The following is an 18,854-nucleotide window of genomic DNA, read 5'->3' as shown; positions in this document are numbered from 1 at the left end:
TGAAACGATGCATCGCCGATGGTAGTGTGGGGTTTCCCCATGTGAGAGTAGGTCATCGTCAAGATTAAATTCCGAAACCCCAATTGCGAAAGCAGTTGGGGTTTTGTTTTGCCCGCAGGAAAGTTTTTGCTTAGGCAGCGAACAAAATTGCACAGTTATTTTCATATCAGAACACTAGAATAGCCCCACCTTTTTCGGAGCCAGAGCCTTTATGTCAGAGTCGGTTGACGCTTGCGGGCTGTCAGATTTACCGCTGGAAGACTTGGTGGCCTGTCACGAGTGCGACCTGCTGATGCGCAAGCCAAGACTTGCTCACGGCGAGAAAGCGCTCTGCCCACGCTGCGGTTACGAGCTATACGCCCACCGCCATAACGTGGTGCAGCGCAGCCTTGCCTTGGTCATCGCTGCACTGTTGCTCTACATACCCGCGAACTTTTTACCCATCATGCAGCTCAATCTACTCGGGCAGTCGTCTAACGACACCGTTTGGAGTGGCGTAGTCGGTCTGTTCGAGACCGACATGCAGGGCGTATCAATTGTTGTCTTCCTGTGCAGCATGGCAATTCCGTTACTCAAGTTACTGTGCCAGTTGATGGTATTGCTGACGATCCGCTTCAATGTCGGTCGCAGTTACGGCTTGCTGCTCTACCGCATTTATCATCACCTCAGAGACTGGGGAATGCTCGAGGTTTACCTCATGGGCGTACTGGTGGCGATCGTCAAACTGGCGGATATGGCGGCCATCACCGTTGGCCTCGGCCTGGTGTGTTTCATTGCTTTGTTGTTGGTACAGGTCTGGCTGGAAGTGGTGATGTCACCGCATCAGATCTGGCAGGCGTTATCTGGAGAGGATGCTCATGCGGGCGATTGATGCAGGCATTCTGATTTGCACCGAATGCCATGAGTTGAACAGGCAAGAGGCGGACACCAATGAGCAAACCTGCACCCGCTGCGGCGCGCGGGTTCATGCTCGTCGGCCGAACAGTCTGGCCCGAACCTGGGCTTTGTTGATCACGGCCGCGATTATCTATATCCCCGCAAATGTGTTGCCGATCATGACTGTCAGTTCTTTGGGGCAGGGTGATCCGAGCACCATCATGTCGGGCGTGATTCAGTTGGTGCAGCACGGAATGATTCCGATCGCTGCGGTGGTGTTCGTCGCCAGTATTGTGGTGCCGACCTTCAAACTGGTCGGCATTGCATTGCTTCTGTTTTCGGTGCAACGACGTCAGCCGTTGTCAGCGCGCCAGCGTATCTGGATGTACCGTTTCATCGAGTTCATTGGCCGCTGGTCGATGCTCGATATTTTTGTGATCGCCATTCTCGTGGCGGTCGTCAACTTCGGCCGGCTTGCCAGTGTCGAAGCCAATCTTGGCGCCATCGCTTTCGCCACAGTGGTGATTCTGACGATGCTTGCTGCAGTAACTTTCGATCCCCGACTGATTTGGGATAACACGGAGTCGGACGACGACCATGACTGATTTGCCTGTAGCAAAAACCCGGCCGGCTTCGAACTGGTCTGCCATTTGGGTGTTGCCTCTGATTGCCCTGATCATCGGCGGCTGGCTTGGCTGGCGTGCCTACTCCGAAACCGGCATCGAGATTCAGGTGCGTTTCGAAAGCGGTGAAGGCATCCAGGCCAACAAGACCGAGGTCATGTACAAAGGCATGTCGGTTGGTAAGGTCAAGGCCCTCAAGCTTGACGATGAAGGCAACTCCAAAGGCGTGATCGCCACGATCGAGATGAACAAGGATGTTGAGCAATACCTCAAGACCAGCACCCGCTTCTGGTTGGTCAAGCCGAGCGTAACGCTGGCCGGTATCACCGGCCTGGAAACGCTGGTCTCAGGTAACTACGTCGCGATCAGTCCCGGCGAAGGCGAGCCTGAACGCAAGTTCAAGGCGCTGCCCGAAGAGCCTCCGCTGTCTGACGCCAAGCCTGGTTTGCATCTGACCATCAAGGCTGATCGACTCGGTTCGCTGAACCGCGGCAGCCCAGTGTTCTATAAGCAGATCAAGGTCGGTCAGGTCAAAAGCTACCTGCTCTCGGAAGATCAAAGTACCGTCGAACTCAAAGTCTTTATCGAGCCGACTTACGCCAAACTGGTGCGCAAACACACGCGTTTCTGGAACGCCAGCGGCATCAGCATCGACGCCAATCTGTCTGGGGTGAAAGTGCGCAGCGAATCGCTGGCCAGCATTGTCGCTGGCGGTATTGCCTTCGCCACACCGGAGAACCGCAAGGACAGTCCGCCGACTGACCCAAGCCTGCCGTTCCGTCTCTATGAGGATTTCGATGCGGCAGCCGCCGGGCTCCGGGTCAAGGTCAAACTCAGTGACTTCGAAGGCCTGCAGGCTGGACGCACGCCGGTTATGTACAAAGGCATCCAGGTTGGCAATCTGAAAGCGTTGAAAATCGACCCGGATCTGTCCAGTGCCACCGCGGAGCTGACGCTGGATCCGCTGGCCGAAGACTATCTGGTGGAGGGCACTCAATTCTGGGTGGTTAAACCGTCGATTTCCCTGGCGGGTATAACCGGGCTTGAAGCGCTGGTGAAAGGTAACTACATCGCCGTGCGCCCGGGCGACAAGGGCGGTACACCGAAACGTGAGTTCGAGGCTCGGCCGAAAGCGCCACCGCTGGATCTGCGTTCACCGGGCCTGCACTTGGTGCTCTTTACCGATACCCTGGGCTCGATCGAGGTCGGTAGCCCGATTCTGTATAAACAGGTCAAGGTCGGTTCAGTACAGAGTTATCAGTTCTCCAGAACCAGGAAGCAACTGGTGATCGGTGTTCACATCGAGAAGGAGTACGAAAATCTGGTCAACGCCTCGACCCGGTTCTGGAACGCCAGTGGCATTACGCTGACGGGCGGCTTGACCGGGGGGATTCAGGTTAAAAGTGAATCGTTGCAAAGCTTGATGGCCGGTGGCATCGCCTTTGAAACGCCAGTGGCCAAAGCGCCGTTGCACAAACGCATTCCGCGCTTCCGTCTGTTCGCCAATCATGATGAAGCCAATCAGAAAGGCGCCGTGGTGACGATCAAGGTCGAGCGCGCTGATGGTTTGCGCAGTGGTACCCCGGTTCGCTTCAAGGGGCTGGATGTCGGCAAAATCGAAAGCGTTGATCTGACCGACGATCTGCAAGCCGTTATCCTGACCGCGCGAATCACCGAAGTGCCAGAGAAGATCGCCCGCGTCGGTAGTCAGTTCTGGGTGGTAAAACCTGAACTGGGTCTGATCAAAACATCCAATCTGGAAACCCTGGTCACGGGCCAATACATCGAAGTGCAACCGGCCGCGAAGAACCTTGGCCCGCAGAAAAACTTCGTTGCACTGGCCGATCCACCGCAGGTGACCAAGCAAGAGGCGGGTCTGAGTCTGGTGTTGAGTGCTGCTCGCCGAGGTTCACTCAAGCCTGGTGTGCCGGTGACCTATCGTGAAATCACTGTGGGTAAGGTCACGGGTTACGAGCTGGGTCAGACGGCCGACCGGGTCTTGGTACACATTCTGATTGAGCCAAAGTATGCGCCTCTGGTGCGCAGCGGCAGTCGATTCTGGAACACCAGCGGGGTGGGCTTCGATATCGGCTTGTTCAAAGGTGTGACGGTACGCACGGAGTCGCTTGAGACGGTGATTCAGGGCGGGATTGCTTTCGCCACACCGGACGGTGAGCGGATGGGCAATCCGGCGCGTCCTGAGCAGACGTTCCCGCTGTTCGACAAGTTTGAGGATGAGTGGCTGACCTGGGCGCCGAAGATTTCGCTCGGTAAGTGATCAGGATTTGATCTGGCGTCTTGCCTGACAGTCACTACAAACCCCAAGCCATAAAAAAGGGCCGCGATCCAAACAGATCGCGGCCCTTTTTATTGCCTGGTGCTAAGGCCGATCAAACCGCATCCATCTGCGGTTCATCGGCTTCAACATTGAGGGTCGCCTTCACCACATCGTGACGTCGGATGTACTTCCAGTCCGCTTCGTCGATGTAGATACCGGCCGGGCCGCTGCCGCCTTCCAGGTCGATGGCGACACTGGCGCAGACTTGCGGCTTCACACTCGCCAGAATCGGCACGAAGCCCAGTTGCAGACTGGTTTCCAGCAGGGCGGCCTGGTTCTTCTCGTCGATGTCCGCCGCCTCGTCGAGGTAGTACGGCAGGCGCACGCGACCGGCCAGGTCACGATCCATCAAGTGCAGCAACAAGTACATGTTGGTCAGCGCCTTGATGGTCATGGTGGTGCCGTTGGAGGCCGCGCCGTCGATGTCGGTGTGGATCACCGGCTGACCGTTGACCTTGGTGATCTCGAACGCCAGTTCGAACAAATCCTTGAGGCCGAGCTGGTTGTGGTTCGCCGCCACCAGCCGCGCCAGGTATTCCTTGGCCTCTTCGTTCTTGTTGTCCTGCTCGGCGCTTTGGCTCAAGTCGAACACCGACAGGGTTTCGCCTTCTTCGTACTGACCGGCGCTGTGGATGATCTGGTCGATGTGCTTGAGCGCTTCCTTGTTCGGCGCCAGCACAATGCGGAAACTCTGCAGGTTGGAGACCTGACGCTTGTTGATCTCGCGGTTGAACAGTGCCAGTTGATGTTCGAGGCTGTCGTAGTCGCTGCGGATGTTGCGCAGGGTCCGGGCGATGTCGGTGACCGCCGCGCGACGGGCCTTGCCCAGGGTCAAGGCTTCGTCGGTACGGTGCGCGTAAGCGTTGATCAGCAGCGACAGACGTCGTTCCATGTCGTCTTCGCTGTCGAACTTGGCCACGCCTTTGAGGCGCACTTGTGCGTACAGCGCTTCGATCTGGCCATCGGCGCGCAGCAGGCCCTGCCAACTGTCCTGATAGTCGTTGAGCAGCGGCAACAGGTTGTCCATCGAATCGTCGACCGGATCCATGAACGGCGTACCGAACGGCAAGTCCGCCGGTAGCAACTGACGGCGACGCAGGGCGTCGTCGAGGGTGCGTTGCTTGGCTTCCATGTCAGCGATCTGCCGGCCCACCAATTGCAGCTTGGCCGACAGTTGCTGGACGCGCTCGGTGAACGCATCGCTGGAGCGCTTCAGTTCATCCTGCGCGCCTTCCATCTGTGCCAGTTGTTCGAGCTTGTCGCCTTCTTCGGCGCTCAGCGTCTGAGTGCGACGGAAGTCTTCCAGGGCTTTCTGCGCGTCCAGCACTTGCTGGTACAGCGCTTCGGTCTGGGTCTTGCTCGCGGCGCGGTCGGCGGCTACAGCCTGTTGAGTCTTGAGTTGCTTGAGCTCTTTTTCCAGACGCTCTTTCTGATCGCGCAGCGCGGCACGGTCGGCCAGTGCCTGCAGGGCCGGTGGCTCGATGTGCGAGATGTCGATCGACAGCCCCGGCACTTCGAAACGCTCGCCCTTGAAGCCATCAAGGATCAGCTCAACCGATTTGACCCACTCGCCTTCCTCGTCGAGGGTGATGCCGTGTTCGCCCAGCGGCAGGCTGAACAGTGCGCTGTTGAACAGGCGCATCAAGCGCTCGACGTCCTGCTGCGAGAATTCTTCGCGCAGGCGCGCATAGCTGTTGTTGTCGGCGTGATCGAGTTGCTGCTTCACCGACTTCAGGCGTTTTTCCAGATCGCGCAGACGCTCTTCCAGATCCTCGGCACTGAACTGACGCGATTGCGCCAAGGCTCCGGCGAGTTCATCGTGAGCGTCTTTGGCCGCGAGCAGTTGCTGCTCCAGCACTTTGACGTCGTCGACCAGGGCAAAGCGATTCTTGAGCACCGACAGCTCGCCGAGCCAGCGCTGGATGCCGGAAATCTCCCGTTCCAGACGCATCAGCTCCTGGGTGCCGCCGCGCTGATCGTTTTGCAGGCTGTCCTGCTCGCCACGGTAGTGGTCGGCCTGAATAGTCAGTTCTTCTTTGCGCGCACTGGCGTAGTCCGACCAGGTGCCGAGCAACGAATCGAGCAGCGGCGACAGGCGATGCAGTTTGCCGCGCAGCACGTCGCGCTGTTTCACGCCGTTGGCCAGGGCCTCAACCAGCGGGCCGGCGGCGACCAGCGAGTTGTAGTCCTGTTCCATGCGGCGTACATCGCGGAACGCTTCTTCGCACGCCGCGATGTAATCGACGCTGCCGGAACGCAGGCTGTGTTCAAACGCGTCGAGGAACAGTTGCTTGAGTTTGGCTGCCGTGATTTCGCGCATGTGCAGCAAGTTGATGAACAGGGCGCGGAAGGTCTTCAGGCTCTGCTCGCTGGTGGAACGCAGCGGGATCAGGGTCAGGTCCAGCGGGATCGACGTGTGACCGCCGACCAGCAAGCGGCGCAGTTCATCGGGTTTGAGTTCGTAGGCTTTCAGGCCCTCGCGCTCAAGGTTGCTGAACAGCTCCTTCTGGCGCAGGCAGGTGTCGTCTTTCTGGTAATGGGCCAGATCGAGCTTGCCGGCGTAGGCAAAGAACTGATGACCGAAACCGCCGCCCGGGCCACGACCGACGACGCCGATGACGTGTGGGCCGTGGGGCAGGTTCACTTCGACGAGGATGTAGCTGGTGTCAGAGGCGAAGTAGAAGCGGCGCGATTGCTCCAGGCTGTACTTGCCGAAACTCATGTCCGACATGCGCGCCAGAATCGGGAACTGCAAGGCGTTGATCGACGCGGATTTACCGAGGTTGTTCGCGCCATAGACCGACAGCGGTTCTTCCAGCGGAAACAGGCCGAGGCTGTAACCGGCGGTGTTCAAAAGGGCAAAGCGGCGGATGCCGTAGCGTTCCTGGCTCATGCGTCGGACTCCTGTTCTTCGGCAATGGCACGGGCCAGTGCGTCTTCTTCGCTTTCTTCGTCAAATTCGCTGAGATCGAGCGGGTCGTCGGTTTCCAGCAGTTTGGCTTCGGCGGCTTCGTCGATCAGCACCGGCGCTGGCAGCGGCAATACGCTGTGTACGCTGGCCGCCAGATCGCGGTCTTGCTGCACCGACAGGCACACATCGAGGAACCGGTGCATCGGTGGCAGGAAGCGATAGACGCCGTTTTCTTCGCCGGCGAAACCGAGCTGAGTCATGCGGCGCATGATTTTTTCTTCCAGCTCTTCAACCGTCTGCACTTCAGCCTGAATGAACAGGTCGCGGTATTTTTCCAGCAGCGACGGCAGCTCTTCGCGGCCGAGGCTGCCGCCGTCGAGCACGGCGATCGGATCTCGGCCCTGATCGGCCAGATGCTCGACGAGGATGAAGGTGAACAGCGCCAGACGCTGAGCCGTCTTGTTCACCGCCGCTGCCGCCATGTCCGGCACAAAGTAGTAGAAACCACGGGTGTCGCAGACCAGTTCAAAGCCCAGCGCCTTGAACAGCGTGCGGTACTGGTCCTGGAAGTTCGACAGTTGTGCGTACAGTTCCGGGTCGCGGCGGCTGACGTGGTAGCCCTTGAACAGTTCGCGGAAGATCGGCGCCAGTTGGGACAGTTCGGAGAGATCAAGATGCATTGGGGATGCTCGCAGAATCCTCGGCGGCGGGGTCGCGGGCCGAGAGCAGGGCGAAGGAGCGCAGGCTGACCTGGTGCTCGTGAGTGTGGTATTCGCGGCGTTCCAGACGCTCGCGCTTGAAGCGTTTTTCCCGCGACAGACGCGAGAACCAGTAGAGCAATTCGTCGGTGGCGCCGTCCGGCTCCTGCTCCAGCAGCCAGGTCATCAGATCCGGCATCGGCAAGGCTTCTTCGCAGCGGTCGACCATCTCGCGCACGGTGCGGGGCGCGCGTGGGGCTTCGCCTTTCTGGGTCTTGTGTGCCTTGGGGAAACGCGCCGGTTTTGGCTCGAAACGCGCCAACGCATAGACGTAGGCTTCGACCTGACTGGCGCTGCCGAGGAAGGTGCTTTGCGGGCGAGTAAACAGCGGCATGGCGGCTTGTGGCACAGCGTCGATGCCTTTACGGCGAATGGCCGCCAGGGCCAGCGCGGCACCACGGGTCACGGCGTTATGACGACGGGCTTCTTCACGCAACGGCAGCAGCAGTTCCCGGGCATGACGCAGGGTCAACTGGGCGCTGGTCTGCATTTCGAGGATGCGCGCGTGGGTGCGCAGCAGCATATCGTCGTCGACCAGATGGCCGAGGCGCTGTTGCTCGCTGAGCATCTTCAGCAACACGGTTTCGACCTTGCGCACGCCTTGTTCGAAGGCGCCGTCGGCGTTCACCAGGTCGATCATCGGCTCGACGTATTCGTCCCACGTTGCCAACACTTCGGCATAACGCTGACGCAACGGAATCTGACGATCGCTGGTTTTGGCTCGTTCGGCCACGGCCACCAGCGCTTGCTCGTCGTTATCGAGTTTTTTCAGGACGTCGCGCACGCGCATGTCGAGCAAGCGCAATTGGCGGGCGAGGTCGTTGCCATCACGGATGTCGAACGCGTCCTGAATGTAACCGGCCAGACGTTCGAGGTGACGCAGATAGGCTTCGATCTCCAGGCACAGGCCCAGACGGTGCTCACGGCGCAGGTAGGCGAGAAAGTCGTGAATCTGTGCGTTGAGCTCGAAACGATTCGGGCTTTTCGCCACAGGCACCAGAATGTCGAGGCGAATCCACACGTCGAGCAGGCTGGTAATGTCCTGCGGCGTGCTGTCCAGTTGTTGGGCGGCCAGTTGCGTGCGCAGTTCGTTGAGGCTCAGGGTGCCTTGGTCGAAGTGCTCGCACAGTGGCTCCAGAAGTGCCCAGTGTTCAGCGAGGGCGCGCAAGACGCGCTTGGGTTCGATCATCGGAATGGCCGGCTGGTTGGCGATTAAAAGCCGCGATTGTACTGCATCACGAAGGATGCGATTCACTCTCGGGACGGGCTGTCGCATTTTCGAAGGTAAAGAGCTCAGGCCAAGGCTATCGATCAACAGCAAGCGATCTTGAGCGAAGGGCGGTAGAATCGGCACACTTTCAGTTATCCACAAGTGGCCGACCCTTGCTTATCGAGTCCCGCCGCCGCGCCTATTTGAACGCCATGCAGGTGGTCAACTGGCTGCCGCGCACCGAACTGCCTTTCGCCGCCCCCTCGCGGCCCGAGCTGCTGGACATGCCCGAGCCTGAGATTGAGGTGCCGGTGGTGCTGGCTCCAGAGGCCGAAGTCCCGGTGCAACCGGCCTTGCGCCCCACCGAACGGCCGAAAATCGAAGTGCCGCGCCCTTCACTGGCGAGCACCCGAACCAATGCCAAACCGGTGGAAGAGGTCGACGACACCCCGGTGGTCGCCAAACCGGCGCCGGTTCCGCCACCGCGTTTCGCCCTGCAATTGCTGCGTGCCGGTCGCTGCCTGCTGTTGGTGGAGTTACCCACAGGGGAGCCGTTCCAGAGTCGCGACCCTGCGTATCTGCTGCTTAAAGACATGCTGCGCGCTGCCGGGCTGCCGGATGCGCCGCAGATCGTCGGCGAGCCGGTACGCTGGCCGTGGTTGAACCGCGGCACCCTGGATCAGGGCCCGGACGCGGCGCGTGACTTTGTGCAGGGTTTCCTCTCGGTGCAAATGGAAGCAGCGCCGTGTGCCTGCCTGTGGCTGATCGGCCTGCCGGCGGTGCGTTTTGCCGGTGAAGCGGACGCCGAAGCGTTCAATCGTGAATTGCAGATCGAAGGTCTGGGCTCGGCCTGGGCCATCCCGGGTCTGGAATTATTAATGGAAGAGCCACAGCGCAAGGCCGCTGTTTGGCAAGCCATGCGTCGGCTGATGGCGCGCTGGAAAGAATCGAATGAGTGACGCTGTAACGTTCCGCCCGATGATCGAGGCGGACCTGGATGCTGTGCTGAAGATAGAGTTCGCGGCCTACAGCCATCCGTGGACCCGCGGGATTTTTCTCGATGGCCTGGGCAAATACCAGATCTGGCTGATGTTCGAAGGTCAGCAACAGGTCGGTCATGGGGTGGTGCAGATCATTCTGGATGAGGCGCATCTGCTGAACATCACGGTCAAACCGGAGAATCAGGGCCGCGGGCTGGGCCTTGCGTTGCTTGAGTACCTGATGTCGCGGGCGTATGCGGCGTCTGCCCGAGAATGCTTCCTGGAAGTGCGCGACAGTAATCGGTCGGCGTTCAGGCTGTATGAGCGCTATGGCTTCAATGAGATTGGCCGGCGTCGGGATTACTACCCGGCGGTGGGCGGGCGTGAAGATGCTGTGGTCATGGCCTGCACTCTGGTTGACTGATCTTTTTTAAAAGCTTCGCGAGCAAGCCCGCTCCCACAGGAATAAGCATTTGAGTGTGGGAGCGGGCTTGCTCGCGAAGGCGTTCTGTCAGACGCCACCGATCAGCGGTTGCCGTCCAGCGGATCACGCCGCGCCAGTTCCGCCTCATCCAGGCCATTGCCGCCACCGATATCGTCCTCATCAACGACGCTCAAATCCCAGTCAGCCTGATGATCCTCGCCCATTTCGTCGGCGTCCCGGGCCCCGTCCTCGTGGATGAGTGTTTCCGGGCTCATGTCATCGTCTGTCGGTTCATGATCAGCGACTGAAGCGCCCGTCATACCGGCTTCACGCACGCGGTCCTCTGGTATCAGTTGCTGGCGTTCGCGCTCGGGCAAAGCCTCACCAATCTTCGCGCTGGGCTGCTCGTCGTCGAAATCCAGTTCATGCACCGAACCCATGCGGTCTTCGTTATCATCGATGGGTTCCGGTTGCACCGCGTCAAAAGGGCGTCGTGAATCAGTCATGGCAATTCCTCATACTGTGGGCCTTACTGGGTGGACACACCGGGCACGGGAGAAATTCCAAGAAAATACTCCCGCGTTATCTATCGCGTATCCGTGACCTCGACGGACGGTCGTCTGTCATACCTGCGCATCTTTCTTGAGGCCTTACAGCATGCACGACTTACAGAATCTGATTGATAACAACGAGCGTTGGGCTGACGCGATCACCAAGGAAGACCCGGATTTCTTCGCCAAACTGGCGCGCCAGCAAACGCCTGAATATCTTTGGATCGGCTGCTCCGACGCACGAGTACCGGCCAATGAAATCGTCGGCATGCTGCCGGGGGACCTGTTCGTTCACCGCAACGTGGCCAACGTGGTGCTGCACACCGATCTCAACTGTCTGTCGGTGATCCAGTACGCGGTCGACGTGCTCAAGGTCAAACACATCCTTGTCACCGGCCACTACGGCTGCGGCGGTGTGCGGGCGTCGATGCAGGATGGCCAGCTCGGCCTGATCGATGGCTGGCTGCGTTCGATTCGCGACCTGTATTACGACAAGCGCGATGAGCTGGCGAAACTGCCGACCGAAGAAGAGCGCGTCGATCGCCTGTGCGAACTCAACGTGATCCAGCAAGTCGCCAACGTCGGCCATACCAGCATTGTCCAGAATGCCTGGCATCGCGGGCAGAGCCTGTCGATCCACGGTTGCATCTACGGCATCAAGGACGGTCGCTGGAAAAGCCTGGACACGACCATCAGTGGTTTCGAGCAGTTGCCGCCGCAGTACCGTTTACGTCCGATCGGCGCGTTGTAATCGGCTGATCAACGTGAGCGGGCATTTCGCCAGCGCTGCAAAAAGTGCTGGCCTTCGCGGTTGGGTGGTTCGTTGTAACCCGTGATCCAGCCGCGACAACGTGGGGAACCACAGTGGCAGGCGAACTGGCGCGGCAGTGTGTCTTCCGTGGCGGCGTGGTCCATGGTCAGCCGCTCGCCGCTGTGGATATCTTTCAATGCCCACAGCCATAACTCAGTCATGTCCAGAAACACGTTCGGGTCGCAAGAGTGTTCCAGTAGCCCGCAAAAGCGCGGGTCGTAAATGTGGATGCCCTCCATCAGTTGGCGGGTTTGCCGGCAGCGGTAGGGCAGCAATTGCCCCGAGACCCGGCACATTCGGCTGATACGCATGAATTCACGGCGTGCGACGACTGCCGTGGGCGTGCCGTGTTCATCGTGGACGATGGTGTAGTCGGCGCTGGATGGAAAACCCAGACGCACGGGCAGCCCGGCAAACGGGTAGATGCCTTCGGTATCAGGTGGGCGGGATTTTGCGCGGGCTTGAGTGTTCATAACCATCCTTGACCGAAAAAATTGCGACTCCCTTGCACCGGCGTCCTGCCGGCTCAGCATCATGGCTATTTGGATCCAATCTTGTCTTGAAAGGTATAGCCCGTCTACTGTCAGATATGACAGGCGATAAAGACGCTTTCCCGCGTCAGTCATCACTGACGCGGGAATGGCACGGGCGTGGTTACAGGTGCGGAGCGGGGACGGTGGCGGCAGGCGGGGTTTTAAGCTGTTGCAGTTGCGCCTTGATCGGCGGGGTAGCGCACTGGGCAGTGGCTTGTTCCGGCGTCATGTCGCGGATCGAGGTGTAGAACAACTCGCAGGTTTTGACTTTCTGCGTCACCTGCCAGGTCTGGGTGCAACTGTTGAGTAAGGTCTGTGGATTACTCCCCGGTTTGCTACCCATCCCGGCCTGCCAGCAGGCGGCGCTCAAATCCTGTCCCATGACTTTAAGGCCTGCTGCGTCAGCCTTGGCTTGTGCATCATCGCCGGTATAGCTCTTGGGATCGGCGGCGTACCAGATGTAACTCGGGTGGTTCGAACCGAGCACTGGCACATTCACGCCTGCGCTCGGGGTGATGGTCGCCAGCCCCAGCACGCCAACTGTCGGCCCATACTGCTGCTTGATCCAGTTGCGCACCGGAGCGCCGAAAGCGACCATCGGCAGCGTTGTGCCGCTGGCGGTCTGACTGAACTGCTTGACCAGTGTGGTCTGGTAGTCCTTGAAGTAGTCATACACGCCTTCCAGGTCACTGCCAGCGTTGGACGGCGCTGCGATCGGGGCGATGTCGATGATGGTCTGGTAGGCCGGCGTCTGATCGGCGGGAATGCCATTGACCGTCAACAGCGTTGCCCAGCGGTCGGTGGTGTTCGAGCGCAGATAGTCCTGTGCCTGAGTCAGTGAATAATCCGGCGGGAAGTGCAGCAGCTCGACACTTTTGCGATTTTCCAGGGCCATGCCCAGCGGCAGGAACAGGTACCAGCTATAGGCCCATTTGCCGTCTGCGTTGAGCTTGCTGGCGCCGGTATAGGCCAGATCGCCAGCATCGAGCAGCGCTGACAGCGGTTTATCGTAGTCTTTTGGCACCCCAGTGATTTCGGCGTAGAGCTGGCCGTTATCGGTTTTGACCAAGACTTTTGCATCGGTATAACCGTCGCGTTGCACGCTTTGGCTCAAATAGTGGGCGACAGTCTGCTCCAGCGACCAATTGCGAAAGCAGATCACGCTGCAATTGTTGGGGTAGGCGAAGAGGCGGGTAACGCGCTCGGTGCTGCCCAGTTTCAGGTCGGCATCGGCGTGGGCCGCCGCGCTCAGCGTGAGCGCGGCGAGGGTGAGTCCTGCGAGTTTGAACATGCTCAGATCCTTTTCAGCGTGGTTTCCCCGAGAGTCGGGGGCGCCTCATATTGGATCAGTCGCGTGATGTAGAGAAGCCGTCATCCGCAGTTTTTTGCAGCGTGTTGCAGGACTGGCACTCAGGCCTGAAAGTGCAGGGCGTTGGTCAAATCGCCCATGGGTTCCTGACCGCGGGCGATCATCGCGTCGTCACGCTGTTTGAGGCCGTCGAGCGTTTCCAGTTGGAAGACGCGGGTGATCAGCCGCAGGATCGACGCCGTGTCATAGACCGTGTGATCCACCGTGCCCTTGCGCGCGAACGGCGACACCACGAGGGCGGGGACCCGCGAACCTGGCCCCCAGCGGTCGCCCTTGGGCGGCGCAACGTGATCCCACCAGCCACCGTTTTCATCGACGGTGACGATAACCACCATGTTTTTCCACTGGGGGCTTTGGCGAAGCACTTTCAGGGCACGCACGATGTGCCGGTCACCGGACGCCACGTCGGCATAACCGGCGTGCATGTTCAGGTTGCCTTGAGGTTTATAGAAACTCACCGCCGGCAACTTGCCGGCCTCGGCGTCGGCGAAGAACTTGTTGGTACTCGACTCGTCGCCCAAACCGGCATCGCGCAAGCGTTTGTTGCGCTCGTCCGGGTTTTGCGGGCCTTGCTGCTTGAAGTAGTTGAACGGCTGGTGGTGATACTGAAAGTTGGGGATTTTTGGAATGCCACCGGAGTCCTTGTATTGCTCCAGCGTCGCCTGCCATGCCCCGGCGTACCAGGCCCAGTCGACGTTCTTTTTCGACAGTTTGTCGCCGATGTGTTCGTGGGTCTGGGGCACCATGACGTTTGGCAGATCCGCTTTTGCGTACGCTGGGCGCTCCGGGTCGCGAATCCACGTTGGCCAATAGGGCGGGGCAAGCGTATTGACGCCAAAACCGTCCGGCGTCAATGCGCTCGGGCCGAACTGCGGTGGCCCGGTCATGGCGCTGGCCGGTGATTGCTCCAGCGGCTTGAGACGCGGATCGGCCGGATCGTCGCTTTGCAGGGCGGCGATTTGGCTCTTGGCCACCGAGTGGGCCGCGTCCGGATAGAACGGTGCGGTGGCGCTGATCAGATACTGGTGGTTGAGGAACGAACCACCGAAGGCACCCTGAAAGAAGTTGTCGCACAGCACGAATTCCTGCGCGACGTCCCACAGACGCAGGGAATAACGGCTTTGGGCATAGTGGCCCATGGTCAAGCCACCGGAGTCGGCCCACGCCACAAAACCGTCGTTCTTGCCGCCGTTGATCTGCATCTGGTTCTGATAAAACACATGCCACAAGTCGCGAGTCACCAGCCCGAACGGCAAGTCCTCGCCGTTCGGGCCTTTGAGGGCGAACGGTGCGTTGGGCAGGTTTTGCTGAAACTGCGTGGCGCTGGGGTAGGTCACGCCATCCAGCGTTTGCGGGCCGACCTGCAACACGCCACCCCAGACCTGGGGCAGGGTTTGCAGCAGACTGCCGTCGCGGTCGCGTTGTTGATAATCGGCAGGCTTGAGCGCTGACATCGGTTTTTCCACGCCGGGAAAATCGCTGAACAGGTTATTGAAACTACGGTTCTCGGCGTAGATGACCACGACTGTTTTCACTTGATCGCGCAGGGCCTTGTCCAGTTCAGCCGGGGACAGTGGGCGTTCGGCCGGTTTGCCAGGCTGATCGCCGGCATGACTGCACCCGGCCAGTGTTGCGCCAACGCCCAGCACCGCGACGCCGCCGAGAAAGCGGCGGCGACTGGTGTCGGTGGGATTGTCGGATTCTGGCGAGGAGGGGTCTTTGTCGTTTGTCTCGTCGTTCATATCGCGCCCGTTTTGCTTAAATGTTTCAGTATGTTTCTGCCGGACGCTAGCAAGCGGATGTGACGGTTGGGTTACGACCTGGAGGTCGCTGAGAAACTGATGATGGCGCTACCGTGCCTGCTGATCGTGGTTGGTCGGTCTGATGCCGATCTGCGTCATGTTCTGCGCGGTATTGGGCGCGGAAAGCGTTTTGAGCGCTGCGTATTTAGGCATCAGGGGTGCCGCGCACGGACCAATGTCAGGTGGCGGGAAATGCCTGATTCGGCGTGCATGAAGTATTTTTGACTGGGCAGTCTCAAGCGCTCTTCAGAAAAGCGTTCCAAGGCCGATGGTTAGGCTGTACACCGCCTCTCAACCTATCCATCGGTGCTTTCCATGTTCAACAAACGCTTGAAGCAAGAGCTGGCTGCTCTTCGTGAAGAACTCTCCAGCCTTAAGCAAGTGAAGGAAAGTCTGGATAGCGAGATGCTGGTGCTGACCCTTGAACCGGACGGACGGATTCAATCGGTCAACCAGAACTTCCTCAATGAGATGCTCTACAAGAGCCACGACCTGATTGGCCGCGCGATTGAAGACATCGTACCGGCTCACGTCAAATCCGACGAATTCCACCAGCGCTTCAAGAACGCCATGGCCCGTGGCGAGCATTTCGCCGGTGCCGTGCGCCTGTTGCGTGGCAATGGCAACGAGGCCTGGTTGCGTTCGATCGTGCAGCCTGTGCGCTCCTCCGATGGGCGGATCCGGCACATCTCGATCTACTCCAGCGACCTGACCCGCACCATTGAAGCGTCCCGCGAGCACGAAAACCTGATCGGCGCACTGGTACGTTCCACGGCACTGATCGAGTTTGATCTCAACGGTAACGTACTCAATGCCAACGAGCGCTTCCTCAGCAGCATGGGTTACAGCCTGGCGCAGATCAAAGGCAAGCATCACCGCATGTTCTGTACTCCGGAGGAATACAACAGCGCCGAATATCAGAACTTCTGGCATCGCCTGAACAGCGGTGAGTTTGTCGCCAAACGTTTCAAACGGGTCGACAGCCATGGTCGTACGGTTTGGCTGGAGGCTTCCTACAACCCGGTGGTCGATGCCAACAACAAACTGTACAAAGTGGTGAAATTCGCCACGGTGATCACTGAGCAGGTCAACCGCGAACAAGCCGTCGCCGACGCCGCCAGCATTGCCTACAGCACCTCGCAACAAACCGACAGCACTGCGCAGCGTGGCACCACCGTGGTGACCGAAGCGGTGAATGTGATGCGTGACTTGTCGCGGCACATGCAGACAGCCAGCGAAGGCATCGAAGCACTGAACGAACAATCGCAAGTGATCGGCTCCATCGTCAAAACCATCAGCGGGATTGCCGAACAGACCAACCTGCTGGCACTCAACGCCGCCATTGAAGCGGCCCGTGCGGGGGAGCAGGGGCGCGGCTTTGCGGTGGTGGCCGATGAAGTGCGACAACTGGCTTCACGTACCAGTCAGGCGACCGAGGAAATCGTCGGCGTGGTACGGCAGAACCAGGACATGGCGCGCAACGCCGTCGCTCTGATGACCGACGGTAAGTTGCAGGCCGAACAAGGGCTGGCGCTGGCGGCGGAGGCGGGCACGGTGATTGTCGAGATCCAGGACGGCGCGCAGAAAGTGGTCGATGCGGTCGGTCAGTTTGCCAATCAATTGTCCAACTGATCGGACTAACCCTCCCACCTGTGGGCGAGCTTGCTCGCGAAGAGGCCGTTACATTCAGTATTGATGTCGACAGGCCTGACGTCTTCGCGAGCAATCTCCCACATGTTGTTTCATCGCCACTGCTTTCTGTGCGCTGGCGCTACAATCTGTTCCTTTTCCCCGGAGCAGATCCCCATGAGCGCCGCCCACCGCCGCCCGGTACCCCTGAACAAAGCCTACCGATTGCTCAATCACGGGCCGACCGTGCTGGTCAGCGCAGCCCATGATGGCCAACGCAACATCATGGCCGCCGCGTGGGCGATGCCGCTGGATTTCGAACCGCCGAAAGTCGCGGTCGTGCTCGACAAGTCCACCTGGACCCGTCAATTGCTCGAAGCCTCCGGCACCTTCGTCCTCAACGTGCCGTGCGCCAATCAGGCCGACATTGTGCAAACCGTCGGTAACACGTCGGGGCTGGAAATCACTCAAAACCAAGGGCAGGACAAGTTTCAGGCGTATGGCTTGCAGACCTTCAGTGGTGAACAAGTCGACGCGCCATTGCTCGACGGTTGCGTCGCCTGGCTCGAATGCCGCTTGTTGCCCGAACCGCGCAATCACGAACAGTACGATTTGTTTCTAGCCGAAGTCATCGCCGCCCATGCCGACGAACGCGTGTTCAGTGAGGGGCGCTGGCATTTCGACGGGCAGGATGGTTTGCGCACGCTGCACCATGTGGCGGGCGGGCATTTCCTGACGATTGGTGATCCGGTGGATGGCAAGACGCTTTCGGTTTGAATGGCCGCTTCGTGGTTGCTATTTGACCTTTGGCCGCCAGAAATAAAAATCCGATGCCTGTACGGGCATCGGATTTTTTATGCGCCGCCGTACTTACGCCGTCGGCTGAACGTTATCCAGTGCCTGATTCACCGCCAGCTCACTCAGCATGACGATTTGCGCGATGCCCAGCGCGGTCTTGCGGTGTGAGGTATCAAGCATGGCGGCGAAGTTGTTGAGCATCTCGGTGACCGAACCCAACGTTTCGCTGGCATTGGCCAGCAGGGACTCGGTGTCATACGCCGGGTTGGCGAGGTACATCGGTTCGTAGGGGCGATTGGACGCCATGAGGTGAGCGGTCGGTTTGAGGTAGTGGTCGAGGGCGCGGTCTGCCGCTTCGTGGAGTTTTTTTGCTGTCGATGGAGGCGTAGGGGGAGGTTGGGTCGGTGTTTGTTTCGGGGGGATTGGGTGTTGGCTTTTTCATGATTATTACCCTGTGTGACGGTTGTAGCTGGTCCATTCGATTTCCAGGCGAATGGGTGGCAGCTGTACGCAGGCTGGAAATCCGGGACAGAGTAACCCGGCAGACCCGAAGGTCTCCCGCGCACAGCCGCCATAACAGAGTGCACACCATAAGGGCGCGCAAGGATACGTTATGAATGGCGCTGGTGCGCACAACTGTCGTCGGATTTCCAGGCCCGGTCGCTGAATTGGCAGCGACGAGCACAGCCTAAAGACCGGACGTCCGACGGACAACCTGAAAACCTTGTGGGACGGTTCTGTATTTTTCCCTCAGTTGTTAAACATCCCGAATTGAAATACACAATGTGCCGCCCATCAATCCGGGCGTTGTTTGCCGTGGAATTTGAGTTAGTGATTTACCCGCCACTGATCTTCGATGAGGGGGGATTTTCTAATTCGCGACGCGTCCTACAAGTGTTGGCGAGTCTCCCTACATAGAATAATCAGCTCCCTTGTTACCGTGCCCGCCAGTTCTCGCGAGCACAAACCAGGGACGGTTTCGACATCGCGCTCTTTTCCTCTTTGCTTAAGGATAAGCGTATGTTCCGGCCGGCCAATGCGGCGCACTTCTCGTTGCAGATTCCTGCTATCCGTCACGACTTCAAGGTGCTGGCCTTCAGCGGCACCGAAGCAGTCAGCAACCTTTACAACATCCACATTGAACTGGTCAGCGAGCACCCGGATTTCGATCTGGAGAGCTTGCTCAGCCAACCGGCGTTTCTGCAATTTGGCCATAACGGCGAAGGCATTCACGGGCGCAT

General features: G+C 59.2%; 15 protein-coding genes and 3 pseudogenes. 10 read left to right on the top strand and 8 right to left on the bottom strand.

What is annotated here, in order from left to right:
- Positions 1 to 211 precede the first annotated feature (211 nt).
- Genes AACY11_RS27340 through AACY11_RS27330 form a run of 3 tightly spaced genes read left to right on the top strand, consistent with a single transcriptional unit; the run spans position 212 to position 3,777 of the window.
- On the top strand, positions 212 to 871 hold the full coding sequence (locus AACY11_RS27340) for a paraquat-inducible protein A (protein WP_339434207.1): 660 nt from the start codon (positions 212 to 214) through the stop codon (positions 869 to 871).
- Positions 858 to 1,481: a paraquat-inducible protein A gene (locus AACY11_RS27335; RefSeq protein WP_339434206.1), complete on the top strand. Its 624-nt coding sequence runs from the start codon at positions 858 to 860 to the stop codon at positions 1,479 to 1,481. Before AACY11_RS27340 ends, AACY11_RS27335 begins: the two co-directional genes overlap by 14 nt.
- Positions 1,474 to 3,777 carry a PqiB family protein gene (locus AACY11_RS27330; protein ID WP_339496184.1) on the top strand — a complete coding sequence of 768 codons (2,304 nt, stop codon included), beginning with the start codon at positions 1,474 to 1,476 and terminating at the stop codon, positions 3,775 to 3,777. Before AACY11_RS27335 ends, AACY11_RS27330 begins: the two co-directional genes overlap by 8 nt.
- 112 nt (positions 3,778 to 3,889) lie before the next feature.
- On the opposite strand, the gene mksF is transcribed toward AACY11_RS27330, so the two are convergent.
- From mksF to mksB, 3 genes are read right to left on the bottom strand one after another with little or no spacing between them, the layout of a single operon-like run.
- Entirely contained in the window at positions 3,890 to 6,730 is a 2,841-nt protein-coding gene (gene mksF, locus AACY11_RS27325; RefSeq protein ID WP_339496182.1) for an Mks condensin complex protein MksF, read from the bottom strand.
- Positions 6,727 to 7,428 (bottom strand): Mks condensin complex protein MksE, encoded by a 702-nt coding sequence (mksE, locus tag AACY11_RS27320; RefSeq protein WP_221731591.1) that lies wholly within the window; start codon positions 7,426 to 7,428, stop codon positions 6,727 to 6,729. Before mksE ends, mksF begins: the two co-directional genes overlap by 4 nt.
- On the bottom strand, positions 7,418 to 8,695 hold the full coding sequence (gene mksB / locus AACY11_RS27315; protein WP_339434203.1) for an Mks condensin complex protein MksB: 1,278 nt from the start codon (positions 8,693 to 8,695) through the stop codon (positions 7,418 to 7,420). Before mksB ends, mksE begins: the two co-directional genes overlap by 11 nt.
- Positions 8,696 to 8,928: 233 nt before the next feature.
- Between mksB and AACY11_RS27310 the strand changes: the two genes are divergently transcribed.
- Both AACY11_RS27310 and rimI read left to right on the top strand, forming a co-directional pair.
- Positions 8,929 to 9,675, top strand: a complete 747-nt coding sequence (locus tag AACY11_RS27310; protein ID WP_339496185.1) for an energy transducer TonB — start codon at positions 8,929 to 8,931, stop codon at positions 9,673 to 9,675.
- On the top strand, positions 9,668 to 10,120 hold the full coding sequence (gene rimI / locus AACY11_RS27305) for a ribosomal protein S18-alanine N-acetyltransferase (protein ID WP_339434202.1): 453 nt from the start codon (positions 9,668 to 9,670) through the stop codon (positions 10,118 to 10,120). The genes AACY11_RS27310 and rimI overlap by 8 nt, the downstream gene beginning before the upstream one ends.
- A gap of 101 nt (positions 10,121 to 10,221) precedes the next feature.
- Here the strand turns inward: rimI and AACY11_RS27300 are convergent, their stop codons facing one another.
- Positions 10,222 to 10,626: a serine kinase/phosphatase gene (locus AACY11_RS27300; protein ID WP_339496180.1), complete on the bottom strand. Its 405-nt coding sequence runs from the start codon at positions 10,624 to 10,626 to the stop codon at positions 10,222 to 10,224.
- A 151-nt stretch (positions 10,627 to 10,777) separates the two neighbouring features.
- On the opposite strand from AACY11_RS27300, the gene can reads away from it, so the two are divergent.
- Entirely contained in the window at positions 10,778 to 11,422 is a 645-nt protein-coding gene (gene can / locus AACY11_RS27295; protein ID WP_221731587.1) for a carbonate dehydratase, read from the top strand.
- Positions 11,423 to 11,430: 8 nt separating this feature from the next.
- Here the strand turns inward: can and AACY11_RS27290 are convergent, their stop codons facing one another.
- The 3 genes from AACY11_RS27290 to acpA form a co-directional block, all read right to left on the bottom strand.
- Positions 11,431 to 11,955 carry a lysine methyltransferase gene (locus AACY11_RS27290; RefSeq protein ID WP_339434200.1) on the bottom strand — a complete coding sequence of 175 codons (525 nt, stop codon included), beginning with the start codon at positions 11,953 to 11,955 and terminating at the stop codon, positions 11,431 to 11,433.
- A 181-nt stretch (positions 11,956 to 12,136) separates the two neighbouring features.
- The gene (locus AACY11_RS27285) at positions 12,137 to 13,306 is read right to left on the bottom strand and encodes a hypothetical protein (RefSeq protein WP_339434199.1); all 1,170 of its coding nucleotides are present in this window, start codon (positions 13,304 to 13,306) and stop codon (positions 12,137 to 12,139) included.
- 119 nt (positions 13,307 to 13,425) lie between these two features.
- Positions 13,426 to 15,126 (bottom strand): acid phosphatase, encoded by a 1,701-nt coding sequence (acpA, locus tag AACY11_RS27280; protein WP_339496179.1) that lies wholly within the window; start codon positions 15,124 to 15,126, stop codon positions 13,426 to 13,428.
- Positions 15,127 to 15,501: 375 nt separating this feature from the next.
- Between acpA and AACY11_RS28545 the strand changes: the two are divergent.
- From AACY11_RS28545 to AACY11_RS27270, 3 genes and pseudogenes are all read left to right on the top strand, one after another.
- Positions 15,502 to 16,230, top strand: a pseudogene (locus AACY11_RS28545) (PAS domain-containing protein); the annotation flags it as partial.
- A complete protein-coding gene (locus tag AACY11_RS28540; RefSeq protein ID WP_401162350.1) occupies positions 16,210 to 16,818 on the top strand; it encodes a methyl-accepting chemotaxis protein in 609 nt (202 codons plus the stop codon). The pseudogene AACY11_RS28545 and the gene AACY11_RS28540, both read left to right, overlap by 21 nt.
- Before the next feature lie 174 nt (positions 16,819 to 16,992).
- Positions 16,993 to 17,592 (top strand): flavin reductase family protein, encoded by a 600-nt coding sequence (locus tag AACY11_RS27270; protein ID WP_339434196.1) that lies wholly within the window; start codon positions 16,993 to 16,995, stop codon positions 17,590 to 17,592.
- Between the two features lie 93 nt (positions 17,593 to 17,685).
- Here AACY11_RS27270 and AACY11_RS27265 read toward each other — a convergent pair.
- A pseudogene (locus tag AACY11_RS27265) lies at positions 17,686 to 18,055 on the bottom strand (DUF6124 family protein).
- 578 nt (positions 18,056 to 18,633) lie between these two features.
- On the opposite strand from AACY11_RS27265, the pseudogene AACY11_RS27260 reads away from it, so the two are divergent.
- Positions 18,634 to 18,854 (top strand): annotated as a pseudogene (locus tag AACY11_RS27260) (type VI secretion system tip protein VgrG); the annotation flags it as partial.

It is taken from the genome of Pseudomonas sp. RA_105y_Pfl2_P56 (assembly GCF_963970845.1).
Taxonomy (GTDB): domain Bacteria; phylum Pseudomonadota; class Gammaproteobacteria; order Pseudomonadales; family Pseudomonadaceae; genus Aquipseudomonas; species Aquipseudomonas baetica_A.
The sequence above is the reverse complement of the archived record's forward strand: the minus strand, read 5'-3'. Positions and strand labels throughout refer to the sequence as shown.